Source organism: Bradyrhizobium sp. Ec3.3 (assembly GCF_000472925.1).
Taxonomy (GTDB): Bacteria; Pseudomonadota; Alphaproteobacteria; order Rhizobiales; family Xanthobacteraceae; genus Bradyrhizobium.
On record NZ_AXAS01000015.1, the window covers coordinates 94,615 to 110,625 of the forward strand.

Here is a 16,011-nt window from a genome sequence, read left to right on the forward strand (position 1 = left end):
GGATCATTAGAATTGCGCGGGAGTGGCTCAGCGCCAATCCCTGACGTCGACGAAGTGGCCGGCGATCGCAGCCGCGGCCGCCATCGCCGGCGAGACCAGATGCGTGCGGCCCTTGAAGCCCTGGCGGCCCTCGAAATTGCGGTTCGAGGTCGAGGCGCAGCGTTCTTCCGGCTTCAGCTTGTCCGGGTTCATGGCGAGGCACATCGAGCAGCCCGGCTCACGCCATTCGAAACCGGCCTTGATGAAGATCTTGTCCAGACCTTCCGCTTCAGCCTGCTCCTTCACGATGCCGGAGCCCGGCACGACCATGGCGTTGACATGGGCGCTGACGGTCTTGCCCTCGGCGATCTTCGCCGCGGCGCGCAGGTCCTCGATGCGGCCGTTGGTGCAGGAGCCGATGAAGACGCGATCGAGCTTGATGTCGGTGATCTTCGTGCCCGCGGCCAAGCCCATATATTTCAGCGCGCGATGCTTGGAGAGGCGCTTGGCTTCATCCTCGATCTTGTCCGGATCCGGCACCAGGCCGGTCACCGAGATGACGTCCTCAGGCGAGGTGCCCCAGGTCACGATCGGCGGCAGCTTGGCTGCATCCAGCCGCAGCTCGTGGTCGAAATGCGCGCCGTCGTCGGAGCGCAAGCCCTCCCAATAGCGCATCGCGGCATCCCAGGCGGCGCCCTGCGGCGACTTCGGACGGCCGCGCAGGAAGTCGAACGCCTTCTGGTCGGGCGCGACCAGACCGGCGCGCGCGCCGCCTTCGATCGACATGTTGCAGACCGTCATGCGGCCTTCCATGCTGAGCGCGCGGATCGCATCGCCGGCGTATTCGAGCACGTAGCCGGTGCCGCCGGCGGTGCCGATCTCGCCGATGATGGCCAGGATGATGTCCTTGCCCGTCACGCCCTCCGGCAATTTGCCGTCGACGGTGACGCGCATGTTCTTCGCCTTCTTCTGGATCAGCGTCTGCGTCGCCAGCACGTGCTCGACCTCGCTCGTGCCGATGCCGTGCGCGAGCGCGCCGAAGGCGCCATGCGTCGAGGTGTGGCTGTCACCGCAGACGATGGTGGTGCCGGGCAGCGTAAAGCCCTGCTCGGGGCCGATGACATGGACGATGCCCTGACGCTTGTCGAACTCGTTGTAATATTCGATGCCGAATTCCTTGGCGTTCTCGGCGAGCGCCTTGATCTGCTCGATACTCTCCGGATCGGGGTTCGGCTTGGTGCGATCGGTGGTCGGCACGTTGTGGTCGACGACGGCGAGCGTCTTTTCGGGCGCGTGCACCTTGCGCCCGGTGGTGCGCAGCCCTTCGAAGGCCTGCGGCGAGGTGACTTCGTGCACCAGATGGCGGTCGATATAGAGCAGGCAGGTGCCGTCCTCGGCTTCGTGCACCAGATGGTCGTTCCAGATCTTGTCGTACAGCGTGGTCGGTTTGGACATGAGCGTGAGCTCCGGGACTGTTGTGTGAGCGGAAGAGCGCGGGTTACGCGCGGAGCAACAAAATCGTCAGCGCAGCGTTCAAGCTGCGCGCCTAAGCTCTGACGTTGCCGCGGTCGCAAAGCGTCCGAAGAACCGGCCAGGCAGCCGCGAGCGATCGTCGATGACGATGCGCTTGATGGGCTCGTTGCTGGTCCGATCTGGAAACATTCTAGTCGTATATAACACAGCGCGACGAAATCGCGAGAGCTTCAAGTTCGTCATTGCGAGCGCAGCGAAGCAATCCAGGGATGCATCCGCGGAGACAGTCTGGATTGCTTCGCTGGGCTCGCAATGACGCGTGAGCGCAACAAAAAAGCGCGGAGCCAAGCCCCGCGCTTTTTGCCGATCCGCCTGTTTCGTAGATTACTCGTTGACTGCAGCCGCGCGGTCCTGCTTCTCGACGATGCGGGCCGACTTGCCGCGGAGATTGCGCAGGTAATAGAGCTTGGCGCGACGCACCTTGCCGCGACGCACCACCTTGATCGAGTCGATCATCGGGGAGAGCAGCGGAAACACGCGCTCGACGCCCTCGCCGTAGGAGATCTTGCGCACGGTGAAGCTCTCGTTGAGGCCACCGCCGGAACGGCCGATGCAGACGCCTTCATAGGCCTGCACGCGGGTGCGGTCGCCTTCGACGACCTTCACGTTGACGATCACGGTATCGCCGGGGGCGAATTCCGGAATCTCCTTGCCGGCGGAGAGCTTGTCGAATTGCTCTTTTTCGAGCTGCTTGATCAGGTTCATGGGTAATTCTCCATCGGCGCGCCCAGCCACGAAAAAGAGGGGGCTGCGCGAAATTCGTCTATCCAGCCATTGCGGATTTGGCCGCTCCTATAAGGCAAGCGGGAGCGTTTGTCACCCGTCTGTCGTGTTTTTTGGCGTTTTTTGGCCGGAGGCCCGATTCGCCGCTTTTTCCCACAGATCAGGCCGACGGGCGGCCGTCAGGGCCTCGGATTCGGCCCGCCGCCAGGCCGCGACCTTGGCGTGGTCGCCGGAGGTGAGGATCTCCGGGATCGGACTCCCCTCAAACAGCTGCGGACGGGTGTATTGGGGGTATTCCAGGAGGCCGTCCGAGAAGCTTTCCTCGGTTCCCGAGGCCTCCTTGCCCATCACCCCCGGCAAGAGCCGGACGCAGGCGTCAATCAGCGCCAGCGCCGCGATTTCGCCGCCGGAGAGCACGTAATCGCCGATCGAGACTTCCTCCAGGCCCCTCGCATCGATCACCCGCTGGTCGATCCCCTCGAACCGGCCGCAGACGATCAGGGGGCCAGGGCCCTTTGCCAGCTCGACGACGCGGGCCTGGGTCAATGGCCGACCCCTTGGGCTCATCAGGAGCCTTGGCCGCACCTCGCCGACCTCAGTGGCATCGATGGCTGCGGCCAGGACATCCGCGCGCAGCACCATGCCCGGCCCGCCACCGGCCGGCGTGTCGTCGACGCTGCGGTGGCGGTCGGTCGCGGACGCCCGGATGTCCCGCGCCTCCAGCTCCCAGAGGCCCGCGGCCAGCGCCCGGCCAGCCAGGCTCACGCCCAGCGGTCCCGGAAACATCTCCGGAAACAGCGTCAGCACCGTCGCGCGCCAGGGTGAGGAGTTCGTCATAGCAATCAGCTTAGCCAAAACCACGGCCTGTGGTTACGGGTCCCCGCCTTCGCGGGGACGACTCGTGGAGGGTTCTTCGTCCTCGCCCTCGATTTCCTGCGGCAGCTCGATCACCACGCGGCCGCCGTTGAGATCGACCTCCGGCACCACCGCGTTGGAGAACGGCAGCAGCAGCGTCGTGCCTTTCGGCGGGGCGATTTCGATGATGTCGCCGGCGCCGAAATTGTGGATCGCGAGCACGCGGCCGAGCACATCGCCGGCCGCGGTGACGGCGGCGAGCCCGATCAGGTCTGTGTGGTAATATTCATGCTCGTCGGTCGCGGGCAGTTTTTCGCGCGCGACGTAGAGCTCGATGCCGTTGAGCCGTTCGGCATCATCGCGGGTCGTGACGCCCTTGAACGTCGCGACCAGATGGTCCTTGGCTTCACGCGCTTGGGCGACCTCGAACTGGCGCTTGCCATCCTTGGTGAGAAGCGGACCATAGCGCCGCACGGCAAAGGGATCTTCGGTGAAGGTCCACAATTTGACCGCGCCACGCACTCCATGCGCGGCGCCGATCCGCGCGACGCAGACCAGCGCCGGCATGAGCTAGCCTTACGCCTTCGCGGCGGCTTCGGCCTGCGCCTTGCGCTCCTTGCGCGGCACGGCCTTCTGCGGGTTGCTGCGTGCTTCGCGCTTCTTGACGCCGGCAGCGTCGAGGAAGCGCATCACGCGGTCCGACGGCTGCGCGCCCTTGGCGAGCCAGGCCTTCACCTTGTCCATGTCGAGCTTCAGGCGGGTCTCGTTGTCCTTCGGCAGTAGCGGGTTGAAGTAGCCGAGACGCTCGATGAAGCGGCCATCGCGCGGGAAGCGCGAGTCGGCGACGACGACGTGATAGACGGGGCGCTTCTTGGTGCCTGCGCGCGCGAGGCGGATGACGACTGACATTCTGGTCTCCTGAGTAGCTGTTAATTCAAAGGTTGGTTCGTCATTGCGAGGAGCGAAGCGACGAAGCAATCCAGACTGTTTCCGTGGAAGCATCTCTGGATTGCTTCGCTTCGCTCGCAATGACGGTCGAGGTCACTTCTTCTTCCCAAGTCCGGGGAAGCCACCAAGCCCGGGAAGGGTCGGCTTGTTGCTGAGGCCCGTGAGCCCCGGCACATTCGGTAGGCCCTGGCGCAGGCCCGCGGGCAGGTCCTTCGGCAGGTTGGGCAAGCCCTGTCCGCCGCCCGCGCCCTGCATCTTCTCCTGCAACGCCTTCATCTCCTCGGGCGAGGGCATCTTCATGCCGCCGCCAAAGCCCATCGCCTGTGCGATGCCGGCGAGCGGGCCGCGCTTGCCCGAGCCCATCGCCTTCATCACGTCGGCCATGTTCCGGTGCATCTTGAGCAGCTTGTTGACGTGCTCGACGCTCTGGCCGCTTCCCGCGGCGATGCGCTTCTTGCGGCTCGCCTTGAGCAGGTCGGGATGACGGCGCTCCTCGCGCGTCATGGAATCGATGATCGCGACCTGGCGCTTCAGGATCTTGTCGTCGATCCCTGCGGCGGCGATCTGGTTCTTCATCTTGGAGATGCCGGGCATCATGCCCATCAGCCCGCTGATGCCGCCCATATTCGCCATCTGCGAAAGCTGCTCGCGCATGTCGTTGAGGTCGAACTGGCCCTTGCGCATCCGCTCGGCGGTGCGTGCGGCCTTCTCGGCGTCGATATTGGCAGCGGCCCGTTCGACCAGCGACACCACGTCGCCCATGCCGAGGATACGGCCGGCGATACGGTCGGGGTGGAAATCCTCCAGCGCGTCGGTCTTTTCGCCGGTGCCGATCAGCTTGATCGGCTTGCCGGTGACGGCGCGCATCGACAGCGCGGCGCCGCCGCGGCCGTCGCCGTCCACTCTCGTCAGCACGATGCCGGTCAAGCCGACGCGCTGATCGAAGGAGCGCGCGAGGTTCACGGCGTCCTGGCCGGTGAGGCTATCCGCGACCAGCAGCACTTCGTGCGGGTTGGCGGCGGCTTTGATCGCGGCGGCCTCAGCCATCATCTCTTCGTCGAGCGTGGTACGGCCGGCGGTGTCGAGCAGCACGATGTCGTAGCCGCCGAGCTTGCCGGCTTCCAGCGCGCGCTTCGCAATCTGCGGCGGCTGCTGCCCTGCGACGATCGGCAGCGTCGGAATGTCGAGATCGCGGCCGAGCACCGCGAGCTGCTCCATCGCCGCCGGACGGTAGACGTCGAGCGAAGCCATCAGCACCTTGCGCTTGTCGCGCTGGACGAGGCGGCGGGCGAGCTTTGCGGTGGTCGTCGTCTTACCGGAGCCTTGCAGGCCGACCATCATGATCGGCACCGGCGGCACGGAATTCACGTCGATGGTCTGGCCTTGCGCACCAAGCGTGTTGATCAGCTCGTCATGGACGATCTTGACGACCATCTGGCCGGGAGTGACCGACTTCACGACGGTGGCGCCGATCGCCTGCTCGCGCACACGCTCGGTGAAGCTGCGCACCACTTCGAGCGCAACGTCGGCCTCCAGCAGCGCGCGGCGAACCTCGCGCATCGCGGCGTCGACGTCCTTTTCGGTCAGCGCACCGCGCCCCGTCAGACGATCGAGGATGCCGCCAAGCCTTTCCGACAGATTGTCGAACAATGAAGTCGTCCTTTGTCCTGCTTGCGCAGGGTTGTCGCGTTCACCACCGTCATGCCCCGGCTTGACCGGGCATCCAGTACGCCGCGGCGGCGCGGTTCAAGCCGAGCTGCCTCTGGAATACTGGATCCCCCGCCTTCGCGGGGGATGACCACTTGCTCGGGTCGTGGCCCGAAGCCAAATGCGATCTTCCAAACACCTTTGCGCCCGAGGGCGCATCGCGCTGTCGGGCGTTGACCTCTGGCCTCGCAGGGCCAGTCGGCGGGTCGAAAAGAAAGCCTTTCCGAGAAGTGGTGCGGCCTTAAACCCCCGCAAGTCGCAAAAGTCAAGGAAACAAGCCGCAATGCCGCATCTTGAAGGGGCCGGTCCGGCTGCTTATTCCTTGCCGGAACCTTTATTTTGGGGCCATTCGGGCCGTTAAATGACCCGCCGCAGCATTAAGAGCTATTCCGGCCCGCCGTCCGATCATTTCGACGGCGAAAAGTTCTTCGATCCCGACGGGGTGCCGCCGAAATCGCTCCGCGAGGTCCTGCGCTGGCAATTTGGCGGCAAGCGCGACCGGTCGGCCTGGCCGAAATGGGTTCCGAGCCCCTATGCCGATTATCCGCCGCTGGCGGTTAACGGCGGCAAGGTGCGGCTCTCCTTCGTCGGCCACGCGAGCTGGCTGATCCAGGCGAGCGGTCTCAACATCCTCGTCGACCCCGTCTGGTCGATGCGGGTCTCGCCGGTGGGCTGGGCCGGGCCGAAGCGTCACAACGATCCCGGCATTGCCTTCGACAAGCTGCCGAAGATCGACGTCGTGCTGGTCTCGCACGGCCACTACGACCATCTCGACATCGCGACGCTGTCGCGGCTCGCCAAGAATTTTGCTCCGCGCGTCGTCACGCCGCTCGGCAATGATCTCACCATGCGTGAGCGCGATGGCGCGATCCGCGCCGAGGCGTTCGACTGGCACGACCGCGTCGAGCTCGGCGGCGGCATTGCCGTGCATCTCGTGCCGACACGGCACTGGAGTGCGCGCAGCCTGTTCGACCGCAACAGGGCGCTGTGGGCGAGCTTCGTGCTGGAGACACCCGCGGGGAAAATCTACGTCGTCTGCGATTCCGGCTATGGCGAGGGTACGCATTTCCGCCGCGCCGGCGAAACGCACGGACCTTTACGGCTCGCGATCCTGCCGATCGGCGCCTACGAGCCGCGCTGGTTCATGCGCGAGCAGCACATGAACCCGGAAGACGCGGTGAAAGCGCTCATCGATTGCGGCGCGCAGGCTGCGCTCGCACATCACCACGGCACGTTCCAGCTCACGGATGAGGCCATCGATGCGCCGGCGCAGGCGCTGCTCGAGGCCCTCGATGCAGCGAACGTTCCGCGCGAGCGGTTCGTGGCGCTGAAGCCGGGGCAGGTCGTGGAGATTTAGCGTCTCGTCGAATGATTCGTGCCCCGGACGCAGCGCAGCACGTTAGTGATGCGCTGCTGAGCCGGGGCCCAGACTTTATGCATTAGTGGGTCCCGGCTCTGCGCAGCGTCCATAGCGCGTTGAAGACGCGCGTGATCGCGCTTTCGGTGCCGCAGCGCGTCCGGGACATGAGAGCTACTGCGCCGGCTTGATCGCCCAGCTCACATTCACCGTCACCGACAGCGTCTCCTCGCCGGGAGCGACCTGCGCCGGGGCTGCGGCCATTGGTGCAGCGGCGATGCGGCCCTTGAACAGCGGCATCGGGCCGCCGCCTTCGGAGATGCTGAGGGGGGCGCCGAGCGTGACGCCGGCGGCCTTGGCATAAATCTCCGCCTTGCGGCGGGCGTCCGCGAGCGCCTGCTCGCGGGCACCGTCGAGCAGCTTCGAGGCTTGCGTCACCTCGAAGGAAATGTTGCCGACATCATTGGCGCCGGCACTCACCAGCGTGTCGATCACGCTGGCCACCTTGGTCACGTCGCGAATCTTGACCGTGACGCGGTTGCTGGCGCGGAAGCTGACGATGCTGGTCGCGCGGTCCGACGTCTTGGACGAGGTTGCATATTGCGGCTGCAGCGACAGCCGCGAGGTCTGGTAGTCCTTCTCCTCGATGCCAGCGCCCTTCAAGGCCAGCAGCACCTTGCCCATCGCCGCATTGTTGGCGTCGGAGGCCTCTTTCGCGGTCTTCGCGTCATTTGCGACGCCGGCATCGATTTGCGCGAGATCGGGCGCCGCGGACACGGTCGCCTCGCCGCTCACCGAGACCGCTGACGGAAAATCGTCGGCAAGCGCAGGTGTCGCGCCAAGCGCGGCGGCGAAAATGGCAGCAATTGCTTTTTTCATCACGCTCACTTCAGCGGCACATAGACATTGATCACGAGCTTGTCCTCGGCCGTCTTCAGGGGATCGGTGAGGTACTCCTCGATGAAGGTGTCCTTGGCTTCCAGCTTCTTGTCGTCGAGGTGATTGGTGATCGCCTCATAGGTGTTGTCCATGTTGTCGTAGGAGCCGCGATGGACGAACTTCAGCGCCTTGCCCTCCGGCGACTTGCCGATGCTCATGTCCTTCGTCAGGTTTTTCGGATCCTGATCGATCGGGATCTCGGCGAGGAAGGTGAAGCCGGTGTCGTCGGTCGAGGTGTAGACGATCATCGGATTGCCCGCGGGCTTGATGCCCTGCTTATCGAGAAGCGCGTTCAGCGCCTTGAACGAATCGATCAGCGTGTCGAAGGCGGAATCCCAGTTGGCGCTGCCCTTGGCCATCACGACCCTCTTCGGTTCCAGCGTCATCTCCTGGCCAAAGGGATCGGCGGTCTGAACCGGGGCGGAGGTGGCGGGCGGGGTCGTGGCTGCTGCCGGGGGCGCCGTCGGGCTGGGCGAGGGTGAGGCGCTGGCCGCCGGGGCCGGCGACGGGGACGTCGCAGGTGAGGGCGACGCGCTGGCGGCCGGTGAGGGCGAGGTCGCCTGTGCTGGCGAGGGGCTTGCGGAGGCAGCCGGTGCTGGGGTCGGCGATTGGGCGAACGCGCCGGAGAGGCAGAGGGTAATGGCCGCTGCCGGGATCATCGCGGCCAGAAAAGGACGGAAAAAGCTCGTCATTACGTGTCTCCCCAGGGCAAGCAAGGACCTGCCCGCATTTTCTTGCACCACGTGCGCGTCCCGGTTCGCGCGAACGCGCCTATCTAACACGCATGGCCCAAATTCGTCCCATGACAGATGCGTCATAGGGCACACGCGGCAAATGACTGGCCAACCGTCCCATGATCGCCATATAAGACAGGCGAAATTCAGGACATTTCATGAGCGCGCTCGCCAATCACGCATTTGCCAAGATGAACGGCATCGGCAACGAGATCGTCGTTGTCGACATGCGGGATTCGGCTGCGCCGGTCACGCCCGACGACGCGCGTGCGGTCGCCTCCGCGAACGGCGTGCCCTACGATCAGCTCATGGTGCTCCGGAAGCCGCGGCTCGACGGCACCGAGGCCTTCATCAGCATCTACAACAATGACGGCTCGGAGGCCGGCGCCTGCGGCAACGGCATGCGCTGCGTGGTGCGGCGGATTTTCGAGAAGACCGGGCAGACCACCGCGGCGTTCGAGACCGCTGCGGGGCTTCTGAACTGCTGGCAGGGACCGGCCCCCGATCTCTATACCGTCGACATGGGCGCGCCGAAGTTCGGCTGGCACGATATTCCGCTGGCGGAGGAGTTTCGCGACACCCGCTACATCGAGTTGCAGATCGGGCCGATCGACAAGCCGATTCTGCATTCGCCCTCCGCGGTGAGCATGGGCAATCCGCACGCGATCTTCTGGGTCGACGACGTCAACGCCTATGATCTCGGGCGTTTTGGTCCGCTGCTCGAGAACCATCCGATCTTCCCCGAGCGCGCCAACATCACGCTGGCCCACATCGTCGATCGCGATCACATCACGATCCGCACCTGGGAGCGCGGCGCCGGCCTCACCAGGGCGTGCGGCTCGGCCGCCTGCGCGACCGCGGTCGCGGCGGCGCGGTTGAAGCGCGCCAACCGCAGCGTCGAGATCACGCTGCCCGGCGGCAAGCTCGGCATCGAATGGCGCGAGCGCGACGATCACGTGCTGATGACAGGCACCGCGACCTTCGAATATGAGGGCAATTTCGATCCGGCGCTGTTCGCCTCGGTCGCCTGATGGGCGTCGAGGTCGTAACCTTTGGCTGCCGCCTCAACGCCTTCGAGGCCGAGGTGATCCGCCGCGAGGCGGAGGGCGCAGGGCTCTCAGACACCATCGTCATCAATAGCTGCGCGGTCACCAACGAGGCGGTCGCGCAGGCGCGCCAATCGATCCGCAAATTGAAGCGCGAGCGGCCCGGCTCGCGCATCGTCGTCACCGGCTGCGCGGCGCAAACGCAAAGCGACATGTTTGCAGGCATGGCGGAGGTCGATCGCGTCGTCGGCAATGACGACAAGATGCACGCGAGGGCCTGGCGCGATACGCGCGCCGCGTTCGATGTCGGCAGCAGCGACAAGATCGCGGTCAGTGACATCATGGCGGTGAAGGCGATGGCGCCGCATCTGATCGACGGCTTTGCGAGCGGCCTGCCGCGCGTGTTCGTGCAGGTGCAGAACGGCTGCGACCATCGCTGCACCTTCTGCATCATCCCGTTCGGCCGCGGCAATTCGCGCTCGGTGCCGATGGGCGCGGTGGTCGAGCAGGTGCGTGGGCTGGTAGAGCGCGGCCACGCTGAGATCGTGCTCACGGGCGTCGATCTCACGAGCTACGGCGCCGACCTGCCGGGCGCGCCCAAGCTCGGCATGCTGACGAAGCAGATCCTGCGGCACGTGCCGGAGCTGAAGCGGCTGCGCATCTCCTCGATTGATTCGATCGAGGCAGATAGCGATCTGCTCGATGCCATCGCAGATGATGCGCGGCTGATGCCGCATCTGCATCTGTCGCTGCAATCCGGCGACGACATGATCTTGAAGCGCATGAAGCGGCGGCATTCGCGGCGCGACGCGATTGCGTTCTGCGAACAGGTCCGCCGCATGCGGCCGGACATCGCGCTCGGCGCCGACATCATCGCGGGCTTTCCAACCGAGACGGAAGAGATGTTCGCGCGCTCGCGAGACCTCGTTGAGGAATGCGGTCTCACCTTCCTGCACGTCTTCCCCTATTCGCCGCGCCCCGGCACCCCGGCCGCGCGGATGCCGCAGGTCGCAGGCGCGGTGATCAAGGATCGCGCAAGGCGTTTGCGCGTAGCGGGCGAGGCTGCGTTGCAGCGGCGGCTGCAAGCCGAGATCGGCGAGACGCGCGAGGTGCTGATTGAGAGCGACAGCCAGGGGCGTACGGAGCACTTTTTGCCGGTGGCGGTTGCGGGCGAGCAGGCGGGACACGTGGTGTCGCTCAAGATCGGCGGCAGTGACGGTGAGCGGCTGACGACATAACTTGCCGTCGTTCGGCAACGGCACCCCCAACGTCGTCCCGGCGAAGGCCGGGACCCATAATCCCAGGGAGTAGTTTGGCGAAGACTTGTAGTTAAGAAGTTTTCCCGCGGTACTGCGAGCGCGCTTCACCGATGGATCACGCGGTATGGGTCCTGGCCTTCGCCGGGACGACACCGAAGATGTGGACGCAGCGCGCTTTCAAGAGTCCGCCTACGACGCCCTTACCTGCCAGAACCTGAGCGTGCGCCTTGCGTTGTCCGGCGTCATTCTGGCGAAATGGCCCTTGGCCTTGGCGAGGTCAGCTGGCTTCATCGTGCCGGTGGCGTAGCGGCTTTCCAGCACGGCGCTGGTGGTCTCCCAGCTCAGCAGCGCTGCGCGGCAGGGCACGAGCAGGCCGTCATCGCGCAGGCTCTGCATCAGGGGCCGGATCACCTCGACGGTGGACTGGGACAATGCTGCCAGCGCAGCGACGGTTTCCTCATAGCGCCGCTGCACGGCAAAGCCGAGCAACGTTGCCTCGTTGAGCTGGCCGGTCTCCTTCAGCTTTGCGACGGCGCGTTTGGCGCCGACGAAATCGCGGATCCCCGACATCTCGCGATCGACGCCGGTCGCGACGCTTGCGATGGCGTTCTGGATTTCCTCGAACAGATGCGGCGGGGCGCGCGACAACAGGCGGGTGCGAACGGCGTCGGTTGCCGAACGCAGCAATTGACGGCGCAGGTCCGACGGCAGATCGACGCGCACGCCGAGGCTCACCGTCAGTTCGGGGTCCTGTTCGGCCTGTCCGACGATAACGGCAAAGCCGCTTGCCGAAAACCGTGCGCCGGGATTGGCGGCTAGGCGCCGGCTGACGCTGGGATAGCGGCGCGCCAGCAGTGCGTCGGTGACGATGTCCTTCAGCCACCAGCGCCCGGCGACCGCAAGCAGATGCTGCTCGCCCTTGGTGGCCGCGATCCCGACGAGCTCGGCATCGTCGAGGCGCGCGGATTCCTGAAGCACCGGGCCGGCGATCCTGATCTCGTCATTGCCGGCAAGACGGCGGATCACGGACGGGGGCGCCTGCGCTATCGGCGCAAGCTGCGCGGCGATCTCGGCAAGTGCGACGCGCGCGCCCATGTCGGCGATCGAGCGCAGCTCGATGGTCTTGATCAGCCGCTCGAGCACGTCGTCGAACAGTGCGATCTGCTCGTCATTGAAGCTGCCGGCGGAGGACAGGAACAGGTCGGTGACGCGCCGCACCGTTTCCAGGCGCTTTTCGTCCGAGCCAGCGCGAATCGCACCCTCGACTTCGTGGATGATCGATGGCTGGGCCTGCGGCATGAAGCGTTGCTCGTCCTGAGCCGGTTCGAAGAAGCTTGTTCTAAGCAACCGGCATCATTAGAGGCGAGCACTGAACGTTTCGTAAACCATCGGCGCCTGTTGGGATCAGGTTCGATTGCCGCCACGAAGGCGGCGGGCTCCCTCGCCCGCTTGCGGGAGAGGGCCGGGGAGAGGGCGTCTCCGCAACCGAGAACCTCCAAGAGGAGAAAGCCCTCACCCGGCGCTGCGCGCCGACCTCTCCCGCAAGCGGGAGAGGTTGAGCGAACATGCGGCGCTATTCCCCGTTCCAGCCGCAGGTCCTGAGCCGCTCCTGCATGTGCGGCGGGGCCGGCGCGACCACCCGCACCGGCTCCTTGTTGCGGGAGATCGGGACCACGATCTCGCGCGAATGCAGATGCAGCCGCGGCTCGCCGAAGCGCGGGCCGTTGCCGTAGATGTTGTCGCCGACGATCGGCCAGCCCTGCGCCGCGCAATGCACCCGCAATTGATGGGTGCGGCCCGTGACCGGTTCCATGGCAAGCCAGGTCAGGCCCTCGCCCCGCCCCATCACCTTCCAGTTGGTGACCGCTTTCTGGCCTTCCGGGTCCGGCTTCTGCCACCAGCCGCGCTCGGCATTGAGGCGCCCGAGCGGCAGGTCGATGGTGCCTTCGTCCTCGGCCGGTCCGCCCTCGACCACGGCCCAATAGGTCTTGCCGATCTTGCCGTGCTTGAACAGCAGGCCGAGCGAAGCGGTCGCCTTGCGATGACGCCCAAGCACGAGGCAGCCGGAGGTGTCCTTGTCCAGCCGGTGGGCCAGCACCGGCGGCCGTGGCAGGCCGAATCGCAGCGCGTCGAAGGATGCTTCCAGGTTCGCCCCGCCCTTGGGGCCGCGATGCACGGGAAGGCCCGCCGGCTTGTCGATCACCAGCATCAACCCGTCGCGGTGAAGCACGCGCGCCATGATTTCATCCGCAGTCAACTCGGGAACATCGAGCAATATCAGGACTTTCGTTGGAGACTTTCGTTTAGGAGCCGGAACGGCTAACACGCCACCATGAACGATACCACTGACACCCCCAAACTGAGCTGGTGGCGACGCCTGTCCAACGGGCTGAAGCGCACGTCGGCCTCGCTCGGGACCGCGGTCGCCGATCTCGTCACCAAGCGCAAGCTCGACCGCGCCATGCTCGACGACATCGAGGACGTGCTGCTGCGCGCCGACCTCGGCACCGAGGTTTCGGTGCGCATCACGGACGCGGTCGGCGCCGGACGTTACGACAAGGCGATCTCGGCGGATGAGGTGAAGGACGTCGTCGCCACAGAGGTCGAGAAGGTGCTGGTGCCGGTCGCAAAAGCGCTCGACATCGATGCGGCGAGAAAGCCCTTCGTCATCCTCGTGGTCGGCGTCAACGGCTCGGGCAAGACCACGACCATCGGCAAGCTGTCGGCGAAATTCGCCTCCGAAGGCCGCAAGGTGATGCTGGCGGCCGGCGACACGTTTCGTGCCGCGGCGATCGAGCAGCTCAAGGTCTGGGGTGAGCGCACCAGGACGCCGGTGATATCAGGCGCGCAGGGCTCGGATTCGGCAAGCCTCGCTTTCAATGCGCTGACGGCGGCGAAGGAGCAGGCGATCGACGTGCTCCTGATCGACACCGCAGGCCGCTTGCAGAACAAAGCCGAGCTGATGAACGAGCTCGAGAAGGTCGTGCGCGTGATCCGCAAGGTGGATAGCACGGCGCCGCATGCGGTGCTCCTGGTACTGGACGCCACCGTCGGCCAGAACGCGCTGTCGCAGGTCGAGGCGTTCCACCGCACGGCCGGTGTTACCGGCCTCGTGATGACGAAGCTCGACGGCACCGCGCGCGGCGGCATTCTGGTGGCGCTCGCCGAGAAGTTCAAGCTGCCGGTGCATTTCATCGGCGTCGGCGAAGGCGTCGACGATCTCGCGCCGTTCACCGCGCGCGATTTCGCCCGGGCGATCGCCGGAATTGAATCGTAGGTTTCTCTCGTCATGCCCCGCGCAGGCGGGGCATCCAGTACGCCGCGCTATTGGTTGTCGATCGAAGCGCCTCGGAGTACTGGATCACCCGCTTTCGCGGGTGATGACGGCAACAAAGGTCAGGTAATGGACAAGACCCAGCCGCATCCGCTGTTCAAGCTGGCAACCGAGCTCGGCCCGCTGCTCGTGTTTTTCTTCGTGAATTCGAGGTTCAATCTGTTCGCCGCGACCGGCGCGTTCATGGTCGCCATCGTCGCGGCGATAATCGCCTCCTATGTGGTGACGCGGCACGTGCCGATCATGGCGCTGGTCACCGGCGCGATTGTGCTGGTGTTCGGCACACTGACGCTGGTGCTGCACGACGAGACCTTCATCAAGGTCAAGCCGACCATCATCTACGGGCTGTTCGCAGCCGTGCTCGGCGGCGGGCTGTTGTTCGGCCGCTCTTTCATCGCCATCATGTTCGACCAGATGTTCAACCTGACCCCGCAGGGCTGGCGCATCCTCACCTTCCGCTGGGCGCTGTTCTTTGCCGGCATGGCGGTGCTCAACGAAATCGTCTGGCGCACCCAGAGCACGGACTTCTGGGTCAACTTCAAGGTCTTTGGCGTGACGCCGCTGACGATGATCTTCGCCATCGCGCAGATGCCGCTGACCAAGCGCTACCACATCGCGCCGGTCTCGCTGGAAGCGAGCGAGGCCGAAGCGGGGGATGTGAGGAAGAGGTAGGCTGGCCACACATTCAACTGTCATCGCCCGGCTTGACCGGGCGATCCAGTATTCCAGAGACGGCAGAGGGATACAGAGAAGCCGCGGTGTACTGGATGCCCCGGTCAAGCCGGGGCATGACAGCGATATTGCTTCGCTGGTACCGACGACGGCGTCAGCTTCCCGCCTTCAACGCCTTCTCGAGCTGCGGCAGCAGCACGCTCTGCAAATTCTCCGGCGTGATCGGGCCGACCAGCTTGTAGACGATCTTGCCTTCGCGTCCCACGACGAAGGTCTCGGGCACGCCGTAGACGCCCCATTCGATCGAGGCGCGGCCGTTGGCATCGGTGCCGACGACGCCGAACGGATTGCCGTAGCGGCCGAGGAAGCGCCGCGCATTGTCGGGCGCATCCTTGTAGTTGATGCCGACGAGTTGGAAGCGCTTGTCCTTGGCGAGCTCGGTCAATAGCGGCGCCTCGTCGTGACACGGCACGCACCAGGACGCCCAGACATTGACCAGGCTGACCTTGCCCATGAACGCGGCCGGGTCGAGTCCCGGCACCTGCGCGCCGCCAACTTGCAGGCCATCGAGCGGCGGCAGCGTGGTCTGCGGCGCGGGCCGGCCGATCAGTGCCGAGGGAATGCGCGAGGGATCACCGCTGCCGAGCCGGAACCAGAACAGCAGCGCAAGGCAGATGAAGGCGAGCAGCGGCAGCACCACCAGGAAGGTGCCGCGCGACGGCGTGGCGGAGGTCGAGTGCTCGCTCATCGCAGCTCCGTGGCACTGCGGCCCGAGCGGCGGGTGACGCCGCTCTTTTCCAGTTCGCGCAGGCGCTCTGTCTGGCTGCGATAGTCGATCGCGATCCAGCCGATCAGGATCGCCACCACGATGGCTACGGCGAGATAGGACGTCACGATGAAGGAGGCGTAGGGGCCGAGCGACATG

Annotated in this window: 17 protein-coding genes; 5 read left to right on the forward strand and 12 right to left on the reverse strand. The window is 65.4% G+C overall.

All coding sequences use genetic code 11. The features are described 5' to 3' along the window. Window positions 1-27 precede the first annotated feature (27 nt). From leuC to ffh, 6 genes are all read right to left on the reverse strand, one after another. A complete protein-coding gene (gene leuC / locus YUU_RS0117265) occupies window positions 28-1,434 on the reverse strand; it encodes a 3-isopropylmalate dehydratase large subunit (protein WP_027523515.1) in 1,407 nt (468 codons plus the stop codon). 402 nt (window positions 1,435-1,836) lie between these two features. Beyond that, entirely contained in the window at window positions 1,837-2,217 is a 381-nt protein-coding gene (gene rplS, locus YUU_RS0117275; RefSeq protein ID WP_027523516.1) for a 50S ribosomal protein L19, read from the reverse strand. A 111-nt stretch (window positions 2,218-2,328) separates the two neighbouring features. Further along, the gene (gene trmD / locus YUU_RS0117280) at window positions 2,329-3,072 is read right to left on the reverse strand and encodes a tRNA (guanosine(37)-N1)-methyltransferase TrmD (protein WP_027523517.1); all 744 of its coding nucleotides are present in this window, start codon (window positions 3,070-3,072) and stop codon (window positions 2,329-2,331) included. A 33-nt stretch (window positions 3,073-3,105) separates the two neighbouring features. Next, entirely contained in the window at window positions 3,106-3,657 is a 552-nt protein-coding gene (gene rimM, locus YUU_RS0117285; protein ID WP_027523518.1) for a ribosome maturation factor RimM, read from the reverse strand. A gap of 9 nt (window positions 3,658-3,666) precedes the next feature. Continuing rightward, window positions 3,667-3,999, reverse strand: a complete 333-nt coding sequence (gene rpsP, locus YUU_RS0117290; RefSeq protein WP_027523519.1) for a 30S ribosomal protein S16 — start codon at window positions 3,997-3,999, stop codon at window positions 3,667-3,669. A 132-nt stretch (window positions 4,000-4,131) separates the two neighbouring features. After that, complete coding sequence (gene ffh, locus YUU_RS0117295) at window positions 4,132-5,688, reverse strand: signal recognition particle protein (RefSeq protein WP_027523520.1); 1,557 nt, start codon at window positions 5,686-5,688, stop codon at window positions 4,132-4,134. Window positions 5,689-6,106: 418 nt separating this feature from the next. Here ffh and YUU_RS0117300 point away from each other — a divergent pair, with 418 nt between their 5' ends. Beyond that, complete coding sequence (locus YUU_RS0117300) at window positions 6,107-7,102, forward strand: MBL fold metallo-hydrolase (protein ID WP_027523521.1); 996 nt, start codon at window positions 6,107-6,109, stop codon at window positions 7,100-7,102. Window positions 7,103-7,276: 174 nt separating this feature from the next. Here YUU_RS0117300 and YUU_RS0117305 read toward each other — a convergent pair whose 3' ends face one another. Beyond that, window positions 7,277-7,981 (reverse strand): SIMPL domain-containing protein, encoded by a 705-nt coding sequence (locus YUU_RS0117305; protein WP_027523522.1) that lies wholly within the window; start codon window positions 7,979-7,981, stop codon window positions 7,277-7,279. Between the two features lie 5 nt (window positions 7,982-7,986). Continuing rightward, complete coding sequence (locus YUU_RS56425) at window positions 7,987-8,733, reverse strand: GyrI-like domain-containing protein (protein ID WP_027523523.1); 747 nt, start codon at window positions 8,731-8,733, stop codon at window positions 7,987-7,989. A gap of 200 nt (window positions 8,734-8,933) precedes the next feature. Here YUU_RS56425 and dapF point away from each other — a divergent pair, with 200 nt between their 5' ends. Together dapF and mtaB are read left to right on the forward strand one after the other, a co-directional pair. Beyond that, entirely contained in the window at window positions 8,934-9,806 is an 873-nt protein-coding gene (gene dapF, locus YUU_RS0117315) for a diaminopimelate epimerase (protein ID WP_027523524.1), read from the forward strand. Then, window positions 9,806-11,059, forward strand: coding sequence for a tRNA (N(6)-L-threonylcarbamoyladenosine(37)-C(2))-methylthiotransferase MtaB (gene mtaB, locus YUU_RS0117320; RefSeq protein ID WP_027523525.1), 1,254 nt, complete (start codon window positions 9,806-9,808; stop codon window positions 11,057-11,059). Before dapF ends, mtaB begins: the two co-directional genes overlap by 1 nt. A gap of 210 nt (window positions 11,060-11,269) precedes the next feature. Here mtaB and YUU_RS0117325 read toward each other — a convergent pair whose 3' ends face one another. After that, a complete protein-coding gene (locus tag YUU_RS0117325) occupies window positions 11,270-12,379 on the reverse strand; it encodes a DUF2336 domain-containing protein (RefSeq protein ID WP_027523526.1) in 1,110 nt (369 codons plus the stop codon). Window positions 12,380-12,653: 274 nt separating this feature from the next. Then, entirely contained in the window at window positions 12,654-13,319 is a 666-nt protein-coding gene (locus tag YUU_RS0117330; RefSeq protein WP_245288031.1) for an RluA family pseudouridine synthase, read from the reverse strand. A 93-nt stretch (window positions 13,320-13,412) separates the two neighbouring features. On the opposite strand from YUU_RS0117330, the gene ftsY reads away from it, so the two are divergent. Both ftsY and YUU_RS0117340 read left to right on the forward strand, forming a co-directional pair. Next, window positions 13,413-14,357, forward strand: coding sequence for a signal recognition particle-docking protein FtsY (gene ftsY / locus YUU_RS0117335; protein ID WP_027523528.1), 945 nt, complete (start codon window positions 13,413-13,415; stop codon window positions 14,355-14,357). A gap of 126 nt (window positions 14,358-14,483) precedes the next feature. Next, complete coding sequence (locus YUU_RS0117340) at window positions 14,484-15,086, forward strand: septation protein A (RefSeq protein ID WP_027523529.1); 603 nt, start codon at window positions 14,484-14,486, stop codon at window positions 15,084-15,086. A gap of 154 nt (window positions 15,087-15,240) precedes the next feature. Here YUU_RS0117340 and YUU_RS0117345 read toward each other — a convergent pair whose 3' ends face one another. After that, window positions 15,241-15,834 (reverse strand): DsbE family thiol:disulfide interchange protein, encoded by a 594-nt coding sequence (locus tag YUU_RS0117345; RefSeq protein ID WP_027523530.1) that lies wholly within the window; start codon window positions 15,832-15,834, stop codon window positions 15,241-15,243. Next, complete coding sequence (gene ccmD / locus YUU_RS0117350) at window positions 15,831-16,010, reverse strand: heme exporter protein CcmD (protein WP_027523531.1); 180 nt, start codon at window positions 16,008-16,010, stop codon at window positions 15,831-15,833. The genes YUU_RS0117345 and ccmD overlap by 4 nt, the downstream gene beginning before the upstream one ends. Window position 16,011: the final 1 nt, after the last annotated feature.

Coding starts and splice junctions, on each gene's coding strand:
- rpsP (WP_027523519.1), bottom strand. CDS start 3,999: ATGTCAGTCGTCATCCGCCTCGCGCGCGCAGGCACCAAGAAGCGCCCC.
- ftsY (WP_027523528.1), top strand. CDS start 13,413: ATGAACGATACCACTGACACCCCCAAACTGAGCTGGTGGCGACGCCTG.
- YUU_RS0117325 (WP_027523526.1), bottom strand. CDS start 12,379: ATGCCGCAGGCCCAGCCATCGATCATCCACGAAGTCGAGGGTGCGATT.
- rplS (WP_027523516.1), bottom strand. CDS start 2,217: ATGAACCTGATCAAGCAGCTCGAAAAAGAGCAATTCGACAAGCTCTCC.
- YUU_RS56425 (WP_027523523.1), bottom strand. CDS start 8,733: ATGACGAGCTTTTTCCGTCCTTTTCTGGCCGCGATGATCCCGGCAGCG.
- ccmD (WP_027523531.1), bottom strand. CDS start 16,010: ATGTCGCTCGGCCCCTACGCCTCCTTCATCGTGACGTCCTATCTCGCC.
- dapF (WP_027523524.1), top strand. CDS start 8,934: ATGAGCGCGCTCGCCAATCACGCATTTGCCAAGATGAACGGCATCGGC.
- leuC (WP_027523515.1), bottom strand. CDS start 1,434: ATGTCCAAACCGACCACGCTGTACGACAAGATCTGGAACGACCATCTG.
- rimM (WP_027523518.1), bottom strand. CDS start 3,657: ATGCCGGCGCTGGTCTGCGTCGCGCGGATCGGCGCCGCGCATGGAGTG.
- YUU_RS0117300 (WP_027523521.1), top strand. CDS start 6,107: ATGACCCGCCGCAGCATTAAGAGCTATTCCGGCCCGCCGTCCGATCAT.
- YUU_RS0117345 (WP_027523530.1), bottom strand. CDS start 15,834: ATGAGCGAGCACTCGACCTCCGCCACGCCGTCGCGCGGCACCTTCCTG.
- mtaB (WP_027523525.1), top strand. CDS start 9,806: ATGGGCGTCGAGGTCGTAACCTTTGGCTGCCGCCTCAACGCCTTCGAG.
- trmD (WP_027523517.1), bottom strand. CDS start 3,072: ATGACGAACTCCTCACCCTGGCGCGCGACGGTGCTGACGCTGTTTCCG.
- YUU_RS0117330 (WP_245288031.1), bottom strand. CDS start 13,319: ATGGCGCGCGTGCTTCACCGCGACGGGTTGATGCTGGTGATCGACAAG.
- YUU_RS0117305 (WP_027523522.1), bottom strand. CDS start 7,981: ATGAAAAAAGCAATTGCTGCCATTTTCGCCGCCGCGCTTGGCGCGACA.
- YUU_RS0117340 (WP_027523529.1), top strand. CDS start 14,484: ATGGACAAGACCCAGCCGCATCCGCTGTTCAAGCTGGCAACCGAGCTC.